Annotated in this window: 8 protein-coding genes; 3 read left to right on the forward strand and 5 right to left on the reverse strand. The window is 50.2% G+C overall.

Features of this window, described 5'->3' with window-relative positions; genetic code table 11:
* Positions 1–227: 227 nt before the first annotated feature.
* The 3 genes from VEZ52_RS01945 to VEZ52_RS01955 form a co-directional block, all read right to left on the reverse strand.
* Complete coding sequence (locus VEZ52_RS01945) at positions 228–1,343, reverse strand: Fic family protein (RefSeq protein ID WP_324835302.1); 1,116 nt, start codon at positions 1,341–1,343, stop codon at positions 228–230.
* Positions 1,344–1,946: 603 nt separating this feature from the next.
* Positions 1,947–3,089 carry a DUF6051 family protein gene (locus VEZ52_RS01950; RefSeq protein ID WP_324835303.1) on the reverse strand — a complete coding sequence of 381 codons (1,143 nt, stop codon included), beginning with the start codon at positions 3,087–3,089 and terminating at the stop codon, positions 1,947–1,949.
* Positions 3,090–3,265: 176 nt separating this feature from the next.
* Positions 3,266–12,019 carry a GH36-type glycosyl hydrolase domain-containing protein gene (locus tag VEZ52_RS01955; protein WP_324835304.1) on the reverse strand — a complete coding sequence of 2,918 codons (8,754 nt, stop codon included), beginning with the start codon at positions 12,017–12,019 and terminating at the stop codon, positions 3,266–3,268.
* A 497-nt stretch (positions 12,020–12,516) separates the two neighbouring features.
* On the opposite strand from VEZ52_RS01955, the gene VEZ52_RS01960 reads away from it, so the two are divergent.
* The 3 genes from VEZ52_RS01960 to VEZ52_RS01970 all read left to right on the forward strand — a co-directional run bounded on the left by VEZ52_RS01960 (position 12,517) and on the right by VEZ52_RS01970 (position 19,986).
* Positions 12,517–13,203, forward strand: coding sequence for an ATP-binding protein (locus VEZ52_RS01960; RefSeq protein ID WP_324835305.1), 687 nt, complete (start codon positions 12,517–12,519; stop codon positions 13,201–13,203).
* A 363-nt stretch (positions 13,204–13,566) separates the two neighbouring features.
* Positions 13,567–13,911, forward strand: a complete 345-nt coding sequence (locus VEZ52_RS01965; RefSeq protein ID WP_324835306.1) for a hypothetical protein — start codon at positions 13,567–13,569, stop codon at positions 13,909–13,911.
* Between the two features lie 1,422 nt (positions 13,912–15,333).
* Complete coding sequence (locus VEZ52_RS01970) at positions 15,334–19,986, forward strand: EAL domain-containing protein (RefSeq protein WP_324835307.1); 4,653 nt, start codon at positions 15,334–15,336, stop codon at positions 19,984–19,986.
* 902 nt (positions 19,987–20,888) lie between these two features.
* Here the strand turns inward: VEZ52_RS01970 and VEZ52_RS01975 are convergent.
* Entirely contained in the window at positions 20,889–21,233 is a 345-nt protein-coding gene (locus VEZ52_RS01975; protein ID WP_324835308.1) for a barstar family protein, read from the reverse strand.
* 39 nt (positions 21,234–21,272) lie between these two features.
* Positions 21,273–21,485 (reverse strand): CPCC family cysteine-rich protein, encoded by a 213-nt coding sequence (locus tag VEZ52_RS14610; protein WP_414649496.1) that lies wholly within the window; start codon positions 21,483–21,485, stop codon positions 21,273–21,275.
* Between the last annotated feature and the right edge of the window lie 5 nt (positions 21,486–21,490).

Below are 21,490 nucleotides of genomic sequence, written 5' to 3' on the forward strand. Positions count from 1 at the left end.
AGCGCATTACGCAAATTGTGGGTTGGGAAAAAACGTAGTTACAAAGTGTTCCGTCACTTTGATCGCGAAGTACTTCCACCTTCCTGACCACCAGGCAGGGGGGAGACCTTTCGGTCGGCCCGAATCTTTTTTTTGGTTAAAAGTTGATGACGATCCTTCAATAGTGATTTTTCAAAAAAACGTCAACGGCACTTTTCTGAGAAAATCGTAAAAGGCTATTCAGGGAGCTATTGATTGGCTGTTTTCTCCGCCAAAGTGTAACTCGTGCTGCGCCCACCGCTCGCGCCTTGCAGCAAAATACCGTATCCCATCAATTCCCGAATATCCCGTAAGGCAGTATCCGGAGAGCACTTTGCCAGCTTGGCGTATTTGCCGCTGGTCAGTTTTCCCTCAAATCCGGCCAGCAGGCGATTGATGATAGCTCGCTGGCGTTCATTAAGTGGGTACTGATTAGCATATTGCCACACATGAGCCTTGTGAAAGACGACGGCCAAGGTATCGTCGGCTCCATCAATAGCCCGCCCAAGGCAGCCAAGGAACCAGCTCAGCCAAGGCGTGATATCCAAGCCGCCCTTTTGGGTGCGTTCTAAGATATCATAATACTCTTTGCGCTCCCACTCGATCTGGCCGGACATGCTGTAAAAGCGTTGTGGACAATCATCGGCCCGCGCCAGGGCACAATCAGCAATGGCACGGGCTATGCGCCCGTTACCGTCCTCAAAAGGGTGGATAGTCACAAACCAGAGGTGCGCTATCCCCGCCTTCATTACAGGGTCAATCTGCAACGGCGCATTGAACCACTCCAGAAAGTGCTTCATTTCCATATCAAGGCGTTCTGCTGCCGGGGCTTCAAAATGAACCTTTTCATGGCCGATGTAGCCGGAGACAACTTGCATGGGACCAGCTTCGGGCTTGCGCCATGAGCCCACGGTGATACGCCGTGATGCCCCGAATCCGGTATGGAAGAGGGCCGCATGCCAGCCAAACAGCCGTTCCGCTGTAAGCGGTTCAGCATAGCGCTGTGTTGCGTCCAGCATCATTTCCACAACGCCTTCCACGCTTCTGCTCGGAGGCATCAGGCCGCCGATGTCAATTCCAAGCCTTTGAGCCAATGAAGAGCGCACCTGAGCCACATCAAGGGATTCCCCTTCAATGGCGCTTGATTTCACTACATCCAGGGTCAAAGTTTCCAAGCCAGCCTCAGCGCGAATGGAGAAGCCAAGGGCTTTCATACGCCCCAGGAGCGAGCCCTGCTTGTGGCGCATGGCGGCAAGCTGTTCCGCCAGCTTTGCAATGTCCCACTGAAATGTCGGCCAGTTCGGCCACTCGTGAATATAACGCATTATCTCCGTACCTCTTGCGGTGAATATGGCAAAGATTCTCCGCAAAAGCAATATTTGCCGTAAAAAATGCGGTGAATATGGGCACATTGAAAGCTTTAACAGAAAATTTCGGGATGAAAGTTTAAATTAAAACGTGTTTCTGTCCCTGCTCGATGCCCGCAGAACGGTTGAAGTATGGCGGCAGGATACGATCAACGGCGACCACACAGTTCTTTAGGCTGGCTGACACCGGAAGAATTTCGCGCAAAGAATATAACCTGCAACCCATTGGAACCATTAACTTACGATGGTTTACGCAGTGGGGTAAGGTCAGACGGTGGAGGCTCAAAGCTTAACTGGACACGCCAGGTTTTACAATGAACGGACAAACTCGGGGGTGCTGGGCATGGAAACGGCGGGAGCGAGGCAAGTTCATCGCAGACGGCCCAGATGGGAATACCTGCACGTCTGCGTGGATGACGCTTCCAGCGCTGCGTATACCGCTGTCCTCCCGGACGAAACGCCGAATCGGCGGTAGAATTTTTCTTTATGATTTTTTACAGATGGATTCTCTGTTGAAGAACTTTTAAAGACCGATTATCAGCATTAAACCGCACATAATTTCTATCTTTTCAAAAAGTTGCAAATTTTGTCAAATGTTCGCTGAAACTGCCTGTCAATATTACTGTACATTTTTGTAAGCACAGGAAATGGGTCTTCATGTCTGTATTTGTAAGTATACTGCATTATATCTACCGTAATGCCATTATTCATATTTTTTTTAAAAGTATTGCGAATTTCATTGACTGTGACAACGCGATCATCGGCCAGGGCGATCACGTAGCGTCGTGCCCCCATGCTCCGCAGACGTTCCTCACGTTCACTGTTGCCTATCCCATAATCAAGCATGCAGCGAAAGGCCTTTTCAAACTCGGTGTTGTCTGAGAGCAAAACTTCAAGTCTTTCTTTTGAGAGCAGGCACTCCCTGAGTTTGCCCACAGCTTCGCTGTCGAGAATAAATTTTGATTCCGGGTGCAGGCCGCTGACGACGGGCCCGCCACAAAACGAAACATGCCGGGATGCTGAAAAATACTCCGACCTGTTTGCCATCATAAGAAGATCACCGAGAAGAGTCCCGATGGAGTATGTGAAAAAATCAATTGTAGCATCTTTATCGATGGCCGGATGAAGACCATTCTTTATCATTTCAATAAGATTGATGAGATCATAGTAACTTTCTAGACCCGACTGGATAAAGCGCTCAGGCTGTTCGCAAAGACGTGCGCTAATGGCCGCATTGACAAAGCTGGAACTGGTAAGCATTGGCAGGTTATGCTTCCGCTCGCGGCTCAGGTGCGCCATGCGTTGCGGATCTGCCCACTTGGCCGGGGCGCGGTTCATATGGAATGCGAGGGGAAAAAGAACAACGGCATGGCCAGTCGCTTCAACAACGGATGCGGCCCACGGCAGATATTTGGTCCAGTATCGTTCATTCAGGCCATGGAGCATGATGACAACATTGCGGGCTTTTCCCATGCCAGCTGGCATCATCACATGGTATCTGAAATTATTATTCTCCTGAATTTCTTCATCAACTTCTGATCCCGTGGCGCTGGCAGCAATCCCAGAATATGCCGAGACACCCCTCTGCCGAGCGGGTGAATGAAAGCTGAAATTTCTGACGACAAAGTTATTGCCAAAAGGCACTTCGTCCTCTGAAAAACTGACTCCGCCCGAAAAAAGTGTGACAAGTTTTGAATAGAGCATATATGTAATCCCTCCAAGTTGTATGATAGTAATACAATTTTAATGCTATCATAAACATGGATTGGCTACTATCAACTAGATTTATACACTATATTTGCATAATTTTAGAATGTCATTACATATATCTATACCTTTAATAGTGGTTGCATAAATCAATAAAAATATTTTCGCATTAGTTATTGCTGAATAATAACAGCCACTTCATGCTCTCGCTGGTCATCAATCAAGGGCACAAGCGAGTCATTTAGTGCAGTTCCATCAAGTGTGATGGAAAAGTTTTTGCCTCCGGCACATTTTTGAGTGATTCTTATGTGATAGACCGCGCTAATATAGCGATAGTGAACGGTGCAACAGCCCCAACTTTCAGGTAGGCAGGGGGCAATTCGCAACGCACCATTTTCAAGGTTGATTCCCATAAGAGATTCAAGCATCAAGCGATACATCCAGGCGGCAGACCCCGTATACCATGTCCAGCCACCCCGCCCAACGAGGCTGGGAGCAGCATAAACATCGGCGGCAGCCACATAGGGTTCCACTTCATACAGTGCCACATCCACCGCGGTTTTGCAGTGATTTACCGGATTGATAATGTTGAAAATTTCCCATGCCCGTCTGGAGTCACCCAACTGGGCAAAGGCCATAGCCGCCCACACGGCTGCGTGGGTGTATTGGCCGCCGTTTTCGCGCACACCAGGAGTGTATCCTCTGATATAGCCGGGGTTGGGGGCCTGCACATCAAAAGGCGGCGTAAACAGTTTTACCAGTTTGTCCTCGCGCTGCACCAGGTAGTCATCCAGCGCCCGCATAGCCAGCTTGGCATGCTCCGCACTTCCTGCTTTTGAGAGTACTGACCAGCTTTGAGCTATTGAGTCGATACGGCACTCACTGTTTCCCGCCGAGCCTAGGGGGGTGCCGTCATCAAAATATGCGCGCCGATACCATCCGCCATCCCAACCGTGGATTTCGATTCTGTCTTTCAACACCTCAAGGTGACTTGAGCATTCCTGATAAAAGGGCAAATCACCGCGTGCCGCCGCAAGGGGACCAAACCTGGCAAGCACGTCATAAAGGAAAAAGGCCAGCCAGACGCTTTCGCCTTTTCCACCAGCGCCAACTTTGTCCATCCCATCATTCCAGTCGCCAGAACCCATGAGCGGCAGCCCATGCGCGCCAAATTTTAATCCATAGCGGATTGCCAGCACACAATGCTCATAGATTGTTGCCGTGTTGCCAGAAGCGGAAGGCTGGTCGTAATAAGCATCTTCATCTTCCTTGACGGGCCGCCCTGTGATCAAGTCAACCTGCTCGTCCAGTATGCCGATATCCTGGGTGGAACTGACATAGCGGCAAACGGCCTGTGGCAACCAGAGGTAGTCGTCCGAACAGTGTGTGCGAACGCCTCGGCCTGTCGGCGGATGCCACCAGTGCATCACATCACCCTCTGCAAACTGCCGCGATGCGCATAAAAGTATCTGTTCGCGCAACAAATGGGGTGCGGTGTGCACAAGAGCCATTGCGTCCTGCAACTGGTCGCGGAATCCGAATGCACCGCCAGACTGATATATGGCCCCGCGTCCCCACATCCTGCAAACTATGGCCTGATACAGTAGCCAGCCGTTGGCCATTACGTTGAAGGAAGTATCAGGTGTTTCCACATAGGCAGAGCCAAGCAGGTGATCCCATTGCCGCCAGACCCTGCTCAGGGATTCCTGCGTTGCTTCCAATCCTTTGAACCGCATGGCAAGTTCTCTGCATTCATCTTTGGATTTGCCTACCCCAAGCCTGAATGTAATAACCCGCTCCTCGCCAGCAGCGAGAGTGAACGGAACCTGAATAACGGCACACGGGTCCAGACCAACGCCGTTTCGGCCAGAAAGGCGGCTGCGGCCCATGGCCGCCGGGTTGTCCAGCGAGCCATTGCGGCCCAAAAACTCTGCGCGGTCGCAGCTCACAGATTTGATGATGTCGTCTGTGCCAAAAAATGCGGTTCGACCAGGAAACTCAGAATTGTAGGAATTGCAGGCAAAAACTGTCCCGCTCATCTGGTCAACTTCTGTGGCTATGTGCATGCGTGTTTTTTCCGGCAAATCGCCCAAAACCCAGGCCACATAGCCCGTTGCCGACAGCCTGCGCGTTATTGACGATTCATTTTTCACTGTCAGCCGCATACATTTTACCGGGGCGTCCACATCAACATGCACAAGAAGCTCTGATTTTATGCCACGTTCCGTATGTTCAAACACGCTGTAGCCAAATCCGTGCCGTGTTGTGTAAGGCGTTTTGCCCCGGCATGGGCGGGGAGCTGGCGACCAGAAGTAGCCGGAATCGTTATCGCGAAGATAGAATGCCTCACCTCTTGAATCACTCACGGGATCGTTTGACCATGGCGTAATGCGGTGCTCGTGGGCATTTTCGCTCCAGGTAAAGGCGAGCCCTGTTTCCGAAATAACTGTTCCAAATTGTGGATTAGCGAGCACATTGGCCCAAGGAGCAGGCGTTGCCTGCCCCTGACTTGTAATTATAACATATTCCCGCCCATCGGGCGTAAAACCTCCCAACCCGTTAAAGTGGACAAGGTCATTGCGGGCGACAGGTAGGGCGCTCTCCATACGGGAAGCTCTTGGCCCGTCTGACAGTGCGAGATAGGGAATTGTATTAACTGGCGCTATGCGACCTCTTACCAGTTGCGCCAAAGGACCTTTGTCGTCTGTGATGATGACCCGGGCAACTGCCTGCATCAGGATTCTGTCTTCTTCAACTATGCGATCAGCGGAAAGGACAAAAATCCCCCCCGGTTTCCCAAGAAGACTGCCCTTTCCCTCTGCAATAAGCCCCATGATCTGGTCATGCAAAAGCTGCCTGTATCCGGCCTGGTCTTCGTTCCAGATTACCAGGTCAACCAACAAACCTTTAAGATTCCAGTAGGTATGGGCCCGCAAAAGCTGGCGAACAAGTTCGATATTATCAGTGCTTCCTATCCGCAACAGCAGTATGGGAAGATCGCCAGACAGCGTATATCCCCAAAGTCCAGACTGCCCCTTGCTGTTTTGCACAAGCACAGAGCTTTCTGCACGCAGTTGCGCATTGGCGTATAAAATGGAATCTGCCAGACAGGTGTATAGTTGCGCCTCCACCTCGGTAGCGTGGATTTGGCGCAACAGAATTTGACCATGAACCCAGGCCATGCGGGAAACGCGGTCGGCAATTCCCTTATCCCGGTATTTTTCAATGAGGGCCATGGCCGTTGGTCGTGATTCCCCGACGCCAGAAACAACATCAATTATTGCAGACTGCCCGGCCTCAAGCGTGATGCGAGTGCGCATAGCAACAACCGGATCAAGAACGGCCCCAGCACTATCAGAAAGATCAACAACGTCCCTATCCATTGCCCTTGGATTTTTTATGTTGCGCTCACGGCCAATAAATTGTCGTCTGCTGGTTTCGTAAGAAATGGCGTCAACAGGCACGCCGTGCACGGTCATCATATGCAGCATGCAGGGGTTATTTTCTTCTTCAGAGCGGGCACGGCGGGTGCATAGAATTGCAAATTGATCTTCAACTATTTCGGTTTGGACAAAAAGGTTGCTGAATGCAGGATGCAAGGCATCAGCGGCAGAAGAAGCAAGAACTACCTCGGCAAAACTGGTTATGTCTATGGTTCGTTGTTCCAAAGAGTTGTTCGTGATCTTGGTGCGCCTCAGTTCAACATCGTGTTCTGGCGAAACCGCAATATCCGTATGCATATCATACTTAAGGTTACAGCAATGAAATTCGGCCCGCCCTTCTGAAAAAATCACCTTGAAGTGCTCAGTTTTTACCTGAGTAGGCTGAAAGGTAGTAGACCAGTATTCTCCAGTGGCAACATCGCGGATGTAACAAAACGTACCCCAATCGTCACACGTCGTATCTTCCTTCCATCTGGTTACAGAAAGGTTATTCCAACGACTGTACCCGCCGCCAGCATTGGTTACCATGACATGATACCTGCCGTTTGAAAGCAGCTGAACCTCTGGCCTTGCAGTATGCGGCGAACCGATGATGCGTGTTGCGCCTTTCACAGCCCTGTGGACGGTTGGAACACCCGACCGCGTCGCCGTGCGCACATAACTTGGGATTGCTTCCGGAGCTCGCTCCTGCAAAACCAGCATGGCGGATTGGAACTGCGGATCGCTTTCAAACCTTTTTTGCATGGGGTAATCAAGCAGCAATGCCTCCAGAGCAAGCAGGCTCATTCCCTGATGATGCGCCATGTAGGAACGCACGATCTCAAATGCTTCCCCCCTGGGCAATCGCGATTCGGTATAGTCGATGGCCTCGTACATGCCGTACTCACCTTCAACGCCTCCTTGTGAAAGACGTTCAAGGTTCAGGCAGGCATCGTGTGGTGCGATCATGGCGGCCAAGGCCGAAGCGTATGGAGCCACAACCATATCTACGGTTAGATCGCGCTTGATACCTAGCCCCGGCACGCCAAAGGCCTTGTACATATAGTCAGCGCGCGCATCGGTCATGCAGTAGCCGCTTTCAGATATCCCCCACGGCAGACCGGATTTTTTTCCATAATCAATCTGTGCGGCAACAGCAGCTTTGCAGGTCTGGTCAAGCAGGCTGTTTTCATAAAAGGGCATTACAAGAAGCGGCATCAAGTACTCAAACATTGAGCCGCTCCAGGAAAGAAGCACTGGCTTTTGATCTGTGGTGGTTGCCAAAAGCCGCCCAAGAGAAAACCAACTTTCCTGAGGCAGATGCCCCTGGGCAATGCCCACAAATACTGCCAGCCTGGCCTCAGAGGCCAGCAGGTCATAATAGCTTGTATCCCTTCTGTTTTCGTCCACATTGTAGCCAATAGACAGCAATTTGCGCGTGGAATCATAAAGAAAATCATACTCAATACACGCAAGCCCCGAGCACTGCTCCATCATTTTCGTTATCTGTTCAAGGTGTGCTTTGGCTTGGCGGCTGCCTGCCCCAACAAGCACAGCAAGCTCAGCAAAAAGATGCTGCCTTGATGGGTCTTTCTCCTCTGCGGCGCATAAGGCCAGGCGCGGCAAAACGGTTTCTTCAAGCGCCGCGATTTCAAACAGTGAGAGATGAGAGTCAAGCATCTGAAAATCTTGCAGGTCAGCAGAGGGCATATTCTGAAGCGATGTCCAGGGCATAAAAAGCGCAAGCTCGTTCAGTGAATCCTGCAACTTGAGACAAAATGTTTCCTGCACGCTGCCATCGTAGCCCTCTTCCAAAATGCCTGAAGCCTGATCCAGCTGGGTCATGGCTGCTGTCGCAGTTGTTTGCAGATGTTCAAGATCTTTTCTGACTTGACTTGCAGAGGATGAAAGCGACTGCAGGGCCGCTGCCAGCTCAAGGCTGAGAGTGCCCATCGGTGAATTTGCAGCCTCACCGGAAGGTTTGGAGGCTGTTTCAACCAAGATGGCAAGCGTTTTTAGCAGGTCTTTATAAAGCAGAGGATGGCTTACCCTTTTTTCTACAAAATCCTGCAACCCCGCGCGCAAGACCAAGAGGTGCCCAACCATGTTGCCACTGTCCACAGACGACACATAGCGCGGTAACAGAGGGGTCAGAGACTGGGTGTCGTACCAGTTGAAAAAATGGCCTTTGTATCTTTCAAGCTTTTCCATCACCGACAGGGACTTTGATGTGCGCTCCAGAAATGCCCCGGCGGTTATAAAACCGAAGTCATAGGCCGAAAGATTTGCCAACAGCGCGATGCCCATATTAGTAGGTGAAGAACGGTGGGCTATTCTGCCAGTGGGGACTTCCTGATAGTTGTCTGGCGGAAGCCAGTTGCTTTCAGCCCCGGCAAAGGTTGCAAAAAACTTCCAGGTCTTACGCGCAATTCTGAACAGAAAAACAGTTTGCTCTGGGGTGAGCTTTTCCTGATGCCGCTTAAGAGGAAGGCTCGTCCACCATGCCATGACCGGAGAAAAAAACCACAGCAGGCAAACAACCCCAGCCATGGCAGTGCTTGCTGCCATGCCGTTGCCCAAAGCAATACAGGCAATCATACCCAGCAAGGCGAGTACGGGCCCGGCCCACATGGCAGCCACAGTTTCGCTCAGGCGCTCTGGAGCAGCGTTGCCAGAACAGACCGATACATTCCACTGAAGAAGGCGTTTTTTTGAGGCCAGCATTCGCCAGAAACTGCGAAAAATGGCATCCAGATTTGAGGCTGCTTCAACAGGCAGGTAGAGTAATGCCTCAGCAGTTTGAGAAAAATGCCCTGGGATTTCTGAAAGCTGAAGCGTGATGTGGCGCCTGAAAGACGTATCCTTTGGCTTGTGGAGCATGGCAAAGACAGCTTCAAGCAAGGCTGGCAGAAACAAAAAGCCAACCACCAGAGAGGTCCATTGCCACGATCGTGGCAGCATGCCCCACCCAAAGATCAAAAGCAGTATCAATGCGGAGGGGGTTAAGCTGCGGCGAAGATTATCAAAAATTTTCCAGCGCGAGAGCAACGAAAGAGGATTGTTGTGCATCTGCCCATCACCACCGGGGACGCGGGGCAACAGCCAGTTTATGATCTGCCAGTCTCCGCGAATCCAGCGATGACGCCTTGCGGCATCGGTAAGATATGCCACGGGGTAATCTTCATAAAAAGAAACATCACTCAGCAAACCAGAGCGGGCAAAGCACCCCTCGAGGAGGTCGTGACTGAGCACCTTGTTGTCAGGAAAGCGTCCTGACAGCATCGAATCAAATGTATTCAGGTCGTAAATGCCCTTTCCGATGTATGAGCCTTCGTCAAATATATCCTGATAACTGTCAGAAACTGTGCGCGTGTATGGATCAATGCCGCTCTTTTTGCAGTTGAGACGGGCATAACGCGAACGATTTGCCCCGGCCAGGCTTGGCTCGACGCGCGGCTGTAAAATGCCATATCCGTTGATTACACGCTTCTTACCCTCATCAAATCGCGCGCGGTTCAGGGGGTGCGCCATGGCCCCCACAAGCTGGCGGGCAGAATCTCGGGGCAACTGTGTATCTGCATCAAGCGTTATAATGTAGCGCACACGCGAAAAAACTGCCCTGTCACCTTCAACAACCGAAAAGACATCCGGGATTCTGCCGCATAAAAAATTGTTAAATTCCTCTATCTTGCCGCGTTTGCGCTCATGCCCCATCCATATTCCTTCCTGAGCGTTCCATAAGCGGGGACGGTGGAAAAGAAAAAACGGAGTGTATTTTTCTGCTGCATATTTTGCATTAAGTTCTGCTGCCATTTGCCGGGCCACACGGACGAGTAGTTTGTCATTGGGGGTGGTTTCCGTTGCAGAATCAGAAAAATCCGTAAGCAATCCAAAATATAAAGAGGTGTCCTGATTGGCCAGAAAACGCACCTCAAGGTCATCGAATAAACACTTTATGGAATCTTTGCTGGTGAGCATTGCTGGCACAATAACCAGAGTGAGCAAACGCTCTGGCAAGCCCGTGGAAAAATCCATTTTAAGAAGAGGTTTGGGATTGACGGCAATGGAAGCGATTTTATTGGCAACAGCTAGGGCCAGGTGGCAGGCTACAATGATAATGGGTAAAAGGAATAGAGATGCCCATAAATTCTGTACACCCTGTGCCATGGCAACAAAGGCGAAAAACACTGTAAAAAACAGCGTTAATAAAATGATTGTAGAGATATACAGGGGAACGCGTAAACGTTCAGCCGCGCGGGCAAGGGTCTGCACCGGGCCGAAATGGGCAGATATGGCAGTTTCAAGCCTAGGCTTGCCTTCCGCAGTCAAATAGCAGCCAACATGCGCAGAGCGAGCGTTTTTGCCATGCAGGCTCATGCCTTCATGGGCAAGATCTATGGCTTTCTGGGCAATCTCGTTCTCTGTCAGGTGGCTGCACCTCGCCATTTCTTCTATAATAGTGCGGCAATAGTTACGCGAATTGAAGTCCATGGCGACATAAACTTCTGCCGGATCCTTACGCAAAGTGCCTTCAACCACGCTTACAGAATCAACAAATCCTTTCCAGTCGACAGATTCAATGGCTCGCAGGCTGTTGAAACAATTGCTCATGGAAAGCTGGCTGGCGGCCTGCATCTGGTTTTCCACATGCACAAGCTGGTCGATCGTTTGACCAGAGTCAGCAAGTTGCTGCTCAACCCATGTGAGCGGTAGCGCCAGTGAGGGCCCCATGCCTTTGAGCTGGCGGCTGAATTCGGCGACAAACGAACCCGTAAGTGATGGATTTGACCGTGCCATGTTTGCAATTACCATGATCAGGTCTTTGGGAGAGGCCGCAGCTGTGTGCGTCAGCTTGCTGGCCCAATACACCGCAAGCGCACGGTCAGTTCTGTATGCAGCGATGAGAGCGGTGATATGTCTGATGTTTTCTATGAGAGCAAAGCGAAACATGATGGGAACAGCCCATAATTCACCCATCGTGAGCACAGCAACGGTTTGATAGGAGGACAGAACCGCTGCCACAGTTTCAGCATTCACCCGCCCGTCACTATGCCATATGACTTCCTGGGCAATGTCGTAGGCACGGGGCAGCCCCGCAGCAACTCCCTTGGTCAGGTGGGGCAGTTCCCGGCTGTAGCCCTTGGGCAAGTGCCGCCTTACTGCTCGAATCTGCTCTTCAAGGATATAAAAATTATCAAGAAGGCATTCTCCTGCGGGGGCTATCTGCACGCCGCACCGCACATCTTCATTCAGCAGGTTGTGCACGGACAAAAACATTTTTTCGTTGTCCACAAGCCGTGGGAGCAATACTTCCGGGTGCTTTTCTGTTGCAACACGGTGTCTTTCTGCCAGCAGCCTGCCGTGTTCTCCAAGATGCTCAGAGCTGAATAGCTCAAGTTGATATGGCCCGACCTCACCTGCGTACTTCCATGGTATCTGTTTTACCTGAAAGAACGCCCGCAAAGCGCAAAACATGGCGGAAGCTGTCTTACTGAATAGATTCATTACGACTAATCCCAAAATATGATACAGAGTAACGTGAGGTATACTGAGTTATTGCGGGCAACATTACCCCGTTGATCACTTGCCGCCTGTATGCCGTAGGCGACTCATCTACTGATCCCCTGACGTGCCATGATTGAGAAAAAATCGTACAGTTGTATAGGCATAGAGAACAATACTTCAGTAAAAATAAAATGTTAATTAATTGTAAAAAAATTTCCAAAACCTATTTTATATTTTATAAATCATTTATATAATACAGTACACATATTAATTTATAATTTTTTTCATTTTAAATTATTGAAATCAATATATGTAATATATAAAAATTATATGTATATTGCCTCCTTAACTTACTTATATTGCTGGTAACCAGCTCTGCCACCAGTACTATTCCACAAGATTTGATAGACGAAAGGCACAAAATGGCCATGCCCCAAAAAGCATGGCAGCTATAGGAGGATGACGGTCAGCAGCGGCGGCTGACAAGTTTATCTCCGTTGAGTAAGCAGGGCTCGCGCAACGCAATCCAGCAACAAGGACAAAAGGCAATCGCCGGGAGATCGGCGTGGTGGTTCACAGAAATCGCGCCAGGTATGCTTATGGGCGACGGAGTAAATAAAATTGGGGCACATCTGCGGGCTATAATGGAAAAAGCGCGAAGTTTGGATGAACATACTATTTTCATTGATAAATTTGAGGAATTTGCAGGCAGCCGGGATAGCGCAAATAGAATCGATCGGTCAATTACCAACGAGTTTCTCAAACAGGTACCGCTTATAAAAAGCCAGCCAAACAAGGTTCTGCTCGTATGTGCTACAAATTACATCCGCCAACTGGATTCTGCACTGCTACGGCCGGGGCGCTTTGATTGCATCATCCCGGTAGGAACTCTGGATGACGATGGAAGAAAAACAATTCTGGAATACTATTTGTCGAAGATGAACTGCGGCGTAGTTGATGTCGATCATATTGTAAGCTTGACACCTAAATTTACCCCTGCAGATATTGAGTATCTATTCCAAATTGTTGCCCAGTATGCTTTTGAAGAAGAATGTGAAAGAAGGGTAAACACGCCTGTGACCACAGAGATGATTGCTGAGAAAATTGCTTCTTTCAGGCCGTCCTTGACGGAATCGATGATTGCTGAGTTTAGAGAAGATGTAGCTATTTATTCAAGGGCTTAATTTATGTGAGTCATTACGGAAGGCTTTTTATGAATTTTACATGTTGAAGCTGACCAGCGTTCCTGTCTGCCCCACCCGCAGAAATATGCACACTCCTGACGCACCCCCAAAAAGCCTCGGCCACTCCAAAGGCCGAGGCTTTTGCTGCTTATCGCCAAGGAAATGCAAGATCAAAAGCAATATATTTGACCAATATGTTCTTGTTTGTATATGCATATTGTTATAATAAATAGTATTAATTGCTTTAATATGACAGTCAGGAGACATTAATTACACATAAGAATTATAATTATTATAAAAATAAATACAGAAATTGTTTTCCGTGGTAATGTATATACAGTCTAAATGCAGATAGGAGAATTTATGAATTATCTATTCAAGTTGGCTGACGTGGCACTCAAGAGCATCGGCAAAAAGACATTCACCCTTGAAGATGGGCACAGTATGACAATTTTTCCATCAGGTGATGGAAAAACCATGAAAATTGATATTGACGACGGGGAATCGTACAAGACTAGGGGAAGTAACAGCTTTGTCTCGCAGATAGTAAAGATTTTAAAAAATAGAGGGGTTGCATGGTGGGATGAAACGAAAGAGGGACAAGACAATGTTTACAACGTTCTTTCAATGTATGAACAATTTGAAGATGTTCATCAGGAAGATCTCCAGAATATGCCCGCCAACAAAAGTTCGATTAGCTCCCACTAATGAAATGTACTCGTCCATACTTGAAAAAAATTCACAACTTCACAATTTAGTCTATTTCATTATTATCTTTTACTTGGGTTACGCGGGTCAAAAACTCCCTCCTTCTTCGCTGGGTATCCCAGGCTAGAAAGAGGAATGGAGAAGTATCAATGAATATAAGCTTAAAACAACGTGTCGAGATGGAACGTCTTTTATCTAATTGGAAAAAGTATCTAGATAGTATTCCACCAGCCTCGGATGATTTGAAGTTGCACAAGGGACTTGGAATGAACACCGCTATCGTGAAAAAAGATCATTTTAACAGTGTATTGAGGTCTTTTGTTCATGACATGAGGACGCGCCTTGATGCGTTGCCACAATAAGCATCGGTAATGGTATATGGTCGGGGGAACCATACCTTTTCCTTTCTTCTACCACTCCAAGGGATGGAAGGGTAGCAATCAGATTGCTCCCCCCGGCGGGATGCAATAATTGCTCGTGGTTGTCGAACAGGGCAAGAGAAAGGATGTGCTTTTTCATGCTGTAAACCTCTGGCCTCACTATGCCAGATTCACAACTTTCACGCAGTAAAATATTTTTGAGTGGCACACTGGTGGTACAAATCAAAAATTAGACAAAGAATAAGGCACTCAGGTTTTAGCCTGAGTGCCTTATTAAGCCTGATTGCGTAGTCAGGATTTGAACCTACGAGTGCATATGCTCTTTCGTAGGAGGGTTAAAAAGGGGTTAGTTCGGGGTGTATGCCGATGTCTTTTGATGTTTCTGGATGCACTCTAACATTGTTAATTTATTGAATTCACAATTTTAGAGGCTGTCCTTTCACGCCGTCGACAGGGGTTCAAATCCCCTTGGGGACGCCAATTAAGAAAGCAAGCTCTTACGAGAAATCGTAGGAGCTTTTTTGCTTTGTCTTCCTGATGGGGGGCATACCACTATGCCGGGAAATGTTTATTTAGAGGATGTCGCCATCAGATGTATGGCGGCATACATGACGAGCTAGATGTCGCGTTCGTCGTATTCCTCCACGGCAATCCACAGCATACCCAGTTCCGCACTGCACCCCATCGGGTGGGGGGCAGTTGTCACCCCGTGTTCTCTGCCAGGATAGAAATGCAGTTCCATGAAGCAGACTGCAACCGTCCATTATTGTCTCATTTTTCGCTTTGAAGAGGATTGCGACTCGGAATCCGAGATAACGTTGCGTGCAGGAAAATATTTTAGGAAAGGAATAATGAGAATATCCAGATATATTCGGTAGTTCCTGAAGGATTCGAGAAGGGGTGTTTGTTCACAAATATTTTTGCTTGTGGCATAAATATATCTACCCATACTCTGCCCATCGACTGCGGATTGAAGTTTGCAGGTGCAGAGAAAAGTGGCGGTTGCTATGGAATGATCGTCGCACAAAGCCAGGAGTATCTCATGAACAGTATCAGATGGCTGCTTATGATACTGACCGCCGCGACATTTCTGGCGGCCAGCGCGCTGGCCGTAGCCGCCGATCAGGCTCAGAGTCTTGGGCTGACGGATGATGAAAGGGCTTGGCTACAAGATCATTCCGTTATCCGCGTAGGGAATCAAACCAACTTGCCACCGTTCGATTTTGCCGTCGGGGACCGGCCGCAGGGCTACAGCATTGATCTGACCAACCTGCTTGCCCAGCGTATCGGGTTCAAAGTGGAATACGTTACCCGGCCGACCCGGGAAGAGCTTCTACAACTGTTCAAGCAGGACAATCTGGACCTGTTGCATTCGCTTTATCGCACACCGCAACGAAAAGAACTTGGCATCTTCTCCGAGCCCTACTTTCGCATGAAGCAGGTATTCGTCACGCGCAAGGATGACGCGAACATTTCCGATTTTCAACAGTTGAACGGCAAGACCGTCGCGACCGGTAAGACGTGGGCGGACTCGGAATTTTTGGCGGCACAGTACCCCGGCATCAAACGTCTCTTCCGCGACAGCATTGAGCAGATGCTGGAGGCCGTGTCGAACGGAGAGGCCGATGCTGCGGTTCAAGGGGATGGAGTTGCCGAGTACTGGCTGCGGAGACGAGGATTTACAGACCTGAAGATTTCCGCCTGGGCCAAGGAATTCGACAAGGGAAGGCCTCAATCTTTTTACTTCATGGCGCATAAGACCGCTCCGCAGTTGGTCTCCATGCTCGACAAGGCGCTGGCCTCGGTGGCACCCGGCGAGTTGCAGGAATTACAAACCAAGTGGTTCGGCACCGGCGCCGTCAGCGAAGCGCCACCCGAGGTCAAACGCATCGACCTGACCGAGGAACAACGGGACTACCTTCTCCGCAAGGGGCCGATCAGGATGTGTTCCGCGCCGTCGACCCCGCCCTTTGCCCAGATTACCAGCGACGGCGTCCATCATGGAATCGCCGCCGATATCATCTCGAAATTGGCGAACCTCATCGGCACGGAGATAACCCTGGTCCCGACCACGACGTGGAACGAATCGATCGAATTCGTCAAGGCCAGGCGATGCGATATCCTTTCCTATGCCGGGATGACCGAACAGCGGAAAGAGTTTCTGGATTTCACCACCCCTTATCTTTCCATGCCCATTGTCGTCGTGACCCGGAAAGATCAACCCTTCATCGTCTCTTTAAAACCATTTTTAAATGAATCCTTTGGCGGCATCAGGGAAACGGCCTATGTCGCGGCCTTCAAGGCGCAGTATCCGACGGCCCGCATCACAGAATTCGATAGCAGTATCGATGGGTTGCAGCAAGTCAGAACGGGAAAATTGTTTGGCTTTGTCAGCGCGTTGCCCATCGTCGCCCACCAGATCCAATCTCACACGCTTCTCGATCTCAAAGTGGCCGGACAACTGGACGAAAAATTCGAGATGTCGGTGGCGACACGTAACGACGAGCCGCTGTTGGGCAGCATTTTTCAGGCCGCGATCAATGCCCTGCCCCAGGAGCAACGCCAGGAGATCCTCAATAGATGGCTCGCCGTCCGCTACGAGCAAGGCTTCGATTATGCCCTGATGTGGAAAATCGGACTTGCCGTCGCAGTTTTGTTCGCGGGCGTTCTGATCTGGAATCGACGGCTATCCATGCTTCACGCCCGGATTGCCGCGCAGAATGACGAACTGGCCATTGCCGCCGCTGCCTTCAACTCCCAGGAAGGCATGATTGTGACAGACCCGGATAAAGTGATCCTGCGCGCTAATCAGGCATTCCTGGAGATCACCGGCTATCGAGCAGAAGAAGTGATCGGCCGAACACCTCGCTTGTTTTCATCCGGGCGTCACGATGCGGCGCTTTACCAGGCCATGTGGGACGCCATAGACCATGCCGGCACTTGGCAGGGAGAAATCTGGAACCGCCGCAAGAATGGCGATCTTTATGTCGCCTGGCTTACCGTCTCGGTGGTCAGGGACAAAAAAGGAAACGTCACCAATTACATCGGCACGCAATTCGACATCACCGAGCGCAAGAGAACCGAGCAGGCGCTGGCCGAAAGTGAAGCCCGATTCCGAAGGTTTTTCGAGGATAATGGCTCGGTCATGCTGCTGGTCGATCCGTCGAATGGGGAGATCATCGCCGCGAATCGCGCTGCGTCGGCCTATTACGGCTATGCGCCGGAACGCTTGACGGGAATGAACATCAATCAGATCAATATACTGCCCGCTGAGGAGGTCGCGCTCGAATACCAGCAGGCGCTTCGCGAGGAACGCTACTGTTTCGACTTCCGTCATCGGCTCGCTTCCGGCGAGGTCCGCGATGTCGAGGTCTATTCCACGCCGGTGGAATTCGACGGCAGGCCCATCCTCTCGTCCATCGTCCATGACATCAGCCAGCGCAAGGCGGCCGAGGCCAGATCACGGCGTCTAGCCAATCTCTACGCGGCGTTGAGCCAGTGCAATCAGGCGATCGTACACTGCGCCAGCGAAGTCGAACTGTTCCCGAAGATCTGTCGCTGCGCGGTCGATTACGGCTTTGCGAAAATGGCCTGGATCGGCTTTGTCAACGAGGAGGGCTCGCTGGTCGAACCGGTCGCCTCGTATGGCGACGACACGGGGTATCTGGATGATCTCTCGATTCCAATGGATGTGGGGAACCCGCTTTCGAGGGCACCTGCCACCACCTCGATCCGCGATGATCAGGCAATATGGTATCAAGATTTCGCCCATGATTTAGAGATCGGTCCCACCTCGCAATCTTGGCATGAACGCGCGGCGAATGCCGGAATTCACGGGCTGGCCTCCCTCCCGTTACATCGCGCAGGTTCTGCGGTCGGGTGCCTCGTCATCTACGCCGACACAGTCGATGCCTTCGATGAGGAGGCCCGCAAGCTTTTGATCGAAATGGCGATGGATATCAGTTTCGCGCTGGGCAATTTCGCCCGCGAGGCCGAGCGACAACATTCGGCGGAGGCGCTGCGCGCCAGCGAAGCGCGCTATCGTCTCGTTTTCAAGACCAGCCCGAACGCCATCGCCATCAACCGTCTGGCCGATGGGGCTTATGTCGAGATCAACGACGGATTTATCAACATGACGGGCTTTGGCCAAGATGACGTCCGGGGACGCACGTCCTTCGACATCGATATCTGGGGCGATCCCGAAAGTCGCGTGTATCTGGTCGAACGACTGAAGCAGGATTCAATCTGCCAGAACGTAGAGGCCCAATTCAGGAAAAAGAATGGGGAACTACTTTGGGGTTTGATGTCTGCGTCGGTCATCGAACTCGATGGTGAACGCTGCATTCTTTCCGTCACACGGGATATTACCGACATCAAGATGGCCGAGGAGGAGATCAAGACCCTCGCATTTTACGACCCGTTGACGCATCTGCCCAACCGACGACTTCTGATGGACCGCCTGCAGCAATCTCTCGCCCTTTCCACCAGGGACAGGTGCAAATGCGCCTTGTTGTTCGTTGATCTCGATAACTTCAAGACCCTGAACGACAGCAGTGGCCATGCCATCGGCGACCTCCTTTTGCAAGAAGTCGCCGCGCGTCTTGTCGCCAGTGTGCGCGAGGCCGACACCGTGGCCCGACTGGGCGGAGACGAATTCATTGTGCTCATCGAACAGTTGAGTGAATCCATTGAAGAGGCGGCGAAACAGGCCGAGGGAGTCGGCGAGAAAATCCTTGCCGCCATCAATAACCCTTATCAGCTTGCCGACAGAGAATACCGAAGCACGACCAGCATCGGCATCGCCATGTTCGGGGGGCAGCATGAGAAAACGGACAAGCTTCTGATGCAGGCCGATATCGCGATGTATCAGGCTAAGGCTGCAGGACGCAATGTGATACGTTTTTTTTCGCCTGACCTCCAGAACACCCTCGATTCCCGTGTGGAGACGGAAAATGATTTGCATCTGGCCATCGAAAGAGAACAATTCTCTCTTCATTACCAACCGCAATGGGATCATGGCAGCCTTGTCGGTGCCGAGGCGCTGATACGTTGGAACCATCCGGAGCGGGGCGTGGTGACGCCGGGAGACTTCATTCCCCTGGCCGAGGAAACCGGGTTGATCCTGCCGTTGGGGCAGTGGGTGCTGCAAACCGCCTGCCGTCAGATTGCGGCTTGGCGTGACCAGCCGGACATGGCCCATCTCACGCTTGCGGTCAATGTCAGCGCCCTCCAGTTCCGGCAGCCGAACTTCATCGATCAGACGGTTGCGACGCTGGAGCAAACTGGGGCCGACCCTCAGCACCTCAAGCTTGAGCTCACGGAAAGCATGCTGGTGGACAACGTTGAAGACGTCATCGCCAAGATGTTGGCTCTGCGGTCCCGTGGCGTGACGTTCTCGCTGGACGATTTCGGGACCGGCTACTCGTCGCTGTCCTACCTGAAACGCCTTCCCTTGGACCAGGTGAAGATTGACAGATCGTTCGTCAAGGATCTGCTGACGGACGCTAATGACGCGGCCATTGCCCGAACCATTGTCGCCCTGGGACAGGCCATGGGTCTGTCGGTCATTGCCGAGGGCGTGGAAACCGAAGCTCAGAAGGGCTTCCTCACCAGCTTGGGCTGCAAAGCCTTTCAAGGGTTCCTTTTCGGGCGGCCAATGCCCCTTGATGAGTTTCAAGCGCTGGTTCGGTGCTGAGTTGCGTGACGCGACAGGATTTTAAAAATAGTAATAATAATTATTTCTATCGGATGCAGCCGCCGTTTCTCGGTAATTAGACTGGGACGGTGATTGAATTATGTAGGAAGTGGTTGCGAGGGCAGGATTTGAACCTACAACCTCCGGGCTTTAAGCACATGCGCTCTTTAGAGAGGGGGGTTAAAGGGGGGGGGAGTTCGGGGCGCATGCTGATGTCTTTTGATGTGTTTGGATGCTCTCTAACATTACTAATTTATTGAATTCATAATTTTAGAGGCTGGCCTTTTACGCCGTAGACAGGGGTTCAAATTCCCTTGGGGACGCCAATTAAGAAAGCAAGCTCTTACGAGAAATCGCAGGAGCTTTTTTCGTTGGTGGGCGGGGCTGTCGTTGAGGCAGCGCCTCGTTGAGCCGGGTGCGTTCACCAGAAGGCAGCCCACTATACGGTGAGCCACGCCTGCCTTTGCCACTTCCCCAGCTTCTTTTTTCGTTTGTAAAAGAATCCTTTTTTCGTAATAGCGCGGAAGGGCAAAATGGGGGATTACCACGGCACTTCGTCGTTTCATATCGCGTCCGGCACTGATGGCATCGTCACCGATTATCAGTACAGAGCCTGCGACAGCCACATCACATCCGGCTGTGCCTGCACGGTGTTGGTGGCCTGATGCCCGAAGCCCGCATCTCACGCGACTGCGAGATAGTGAATCAATGTCTGCGGAAGGTACTACGAATCGTTTTTACTAGTTGTTGGCTAGCATGTAATACGTTACAAAAAACAACATACAAATCCACCAGTAAAAACAGTTGCCAATACTACAAAACAAAATTAAATCGCTTACATTCAAATATAAAACGCCTCTGCATTTCTTCACAATAAAGCATTTCAAGAATTATTGTCTTATCTAAATCAGAAAAAACTGGAAAAACCTGTGTAAATGTGAGTATTTTTTCCAAAGCAATGTAGCACTAATTAGGCATAATATATATTCATATAAAAATTTTTCTTGTAAATTTAATTTTTCATGAACTATAACAATATTTTTCTCTTTTACATCTTCAAAATTTGATAATGCATCATGCAATGCATTCCAATTCCAACCAAAAACGCTAAATTCTAGTTGTTTGTTAAGAGTATAAAATAAATCATTTTCAGACCTTATGCTGCATTGTATATAGCAACAAAGAATTGATTTCCTCAATATCCTTAGTGGATATTTTGTAAAATAAAATAGATTTTCTACTTTCATTGTCGTTCCTCACCAGTGCATGATGCATTTGTTCAATTTTTATTTCTCTTTTGTGCATATGCTATGTCTTTCAAGCCATATGCTACGAGCTTCAATCAGGCTGTATTTATTTGCGCCGCCACGATAGGCAGGGTCTCCTGATTGCAATGGATCGTCTTCCCATAAACAAATAGGGCATATCTCATAGCCACCTCGCTCCGAAAAGCATCTATTTCCACAGCAGGGGCATTGAAAAATATTTCCATTTTCCATCCGTC

Origin of the sequence: Desulfovibrio sp. (assembly GCF_035644575.1) — a bacterium.
Lineage (GTDB): Bacteria > Desulfobacterota > Desulfovibrionia > Desulfovibrionales > Desulfovibrionaceae > Desulfovibrio.

Coding starts and splice junctions, on each gene's coding strand:
- VEZ52_RS01965 (WP_324835306.1), top strand. CDS start 13,567: ATGAATTATCTATTCAAGTTGGCTGACGTGGCACTCAAGAGCATCGGC.
- VEZ52_RS01945 (WP_324835302.1), bottom strand. CDS start 1,343: ATGCGTTATATTCACGAGTGGCCGAACTGGCCGACATTTCAGTGGGAC.
- VEZ52_RS14610 (WP_414649496.1), bottom strand. CDS start 21,485: ATGGAAAATGGAAATATTTTTCAATGCCCCTGCTGTGGAAATAGATGC.
- VEZ52_RS01970 (WP_324835307.1), top strand. CDS start 15,334: ATGAACAGTATCAGATGGCTGCTTATGATACTGACCGCCGCGACATTT.
- VEZ52_RS01975 (WP_324835308.1), bottom strand. CDS start 21,233: ATGAAAGTAGAAAATCTATTTTATTTTACAAAATATCCACTAAGGATA.
- VEZ52_RS01955 (WP_324835304.1), bottom strand. CDS start 12,019: ATGAATCTATTCAGTAAGACAGCTTCCGCCATGTTTTGCGCTTTGCGG.
- VEZ52_RS01950 (WP_324835303.1), bottom strand. CDS start 3,089: ATGCTCTATTCAAAACTTGTCACACTTTTTTCGGGCGGAGTCAGTTTT.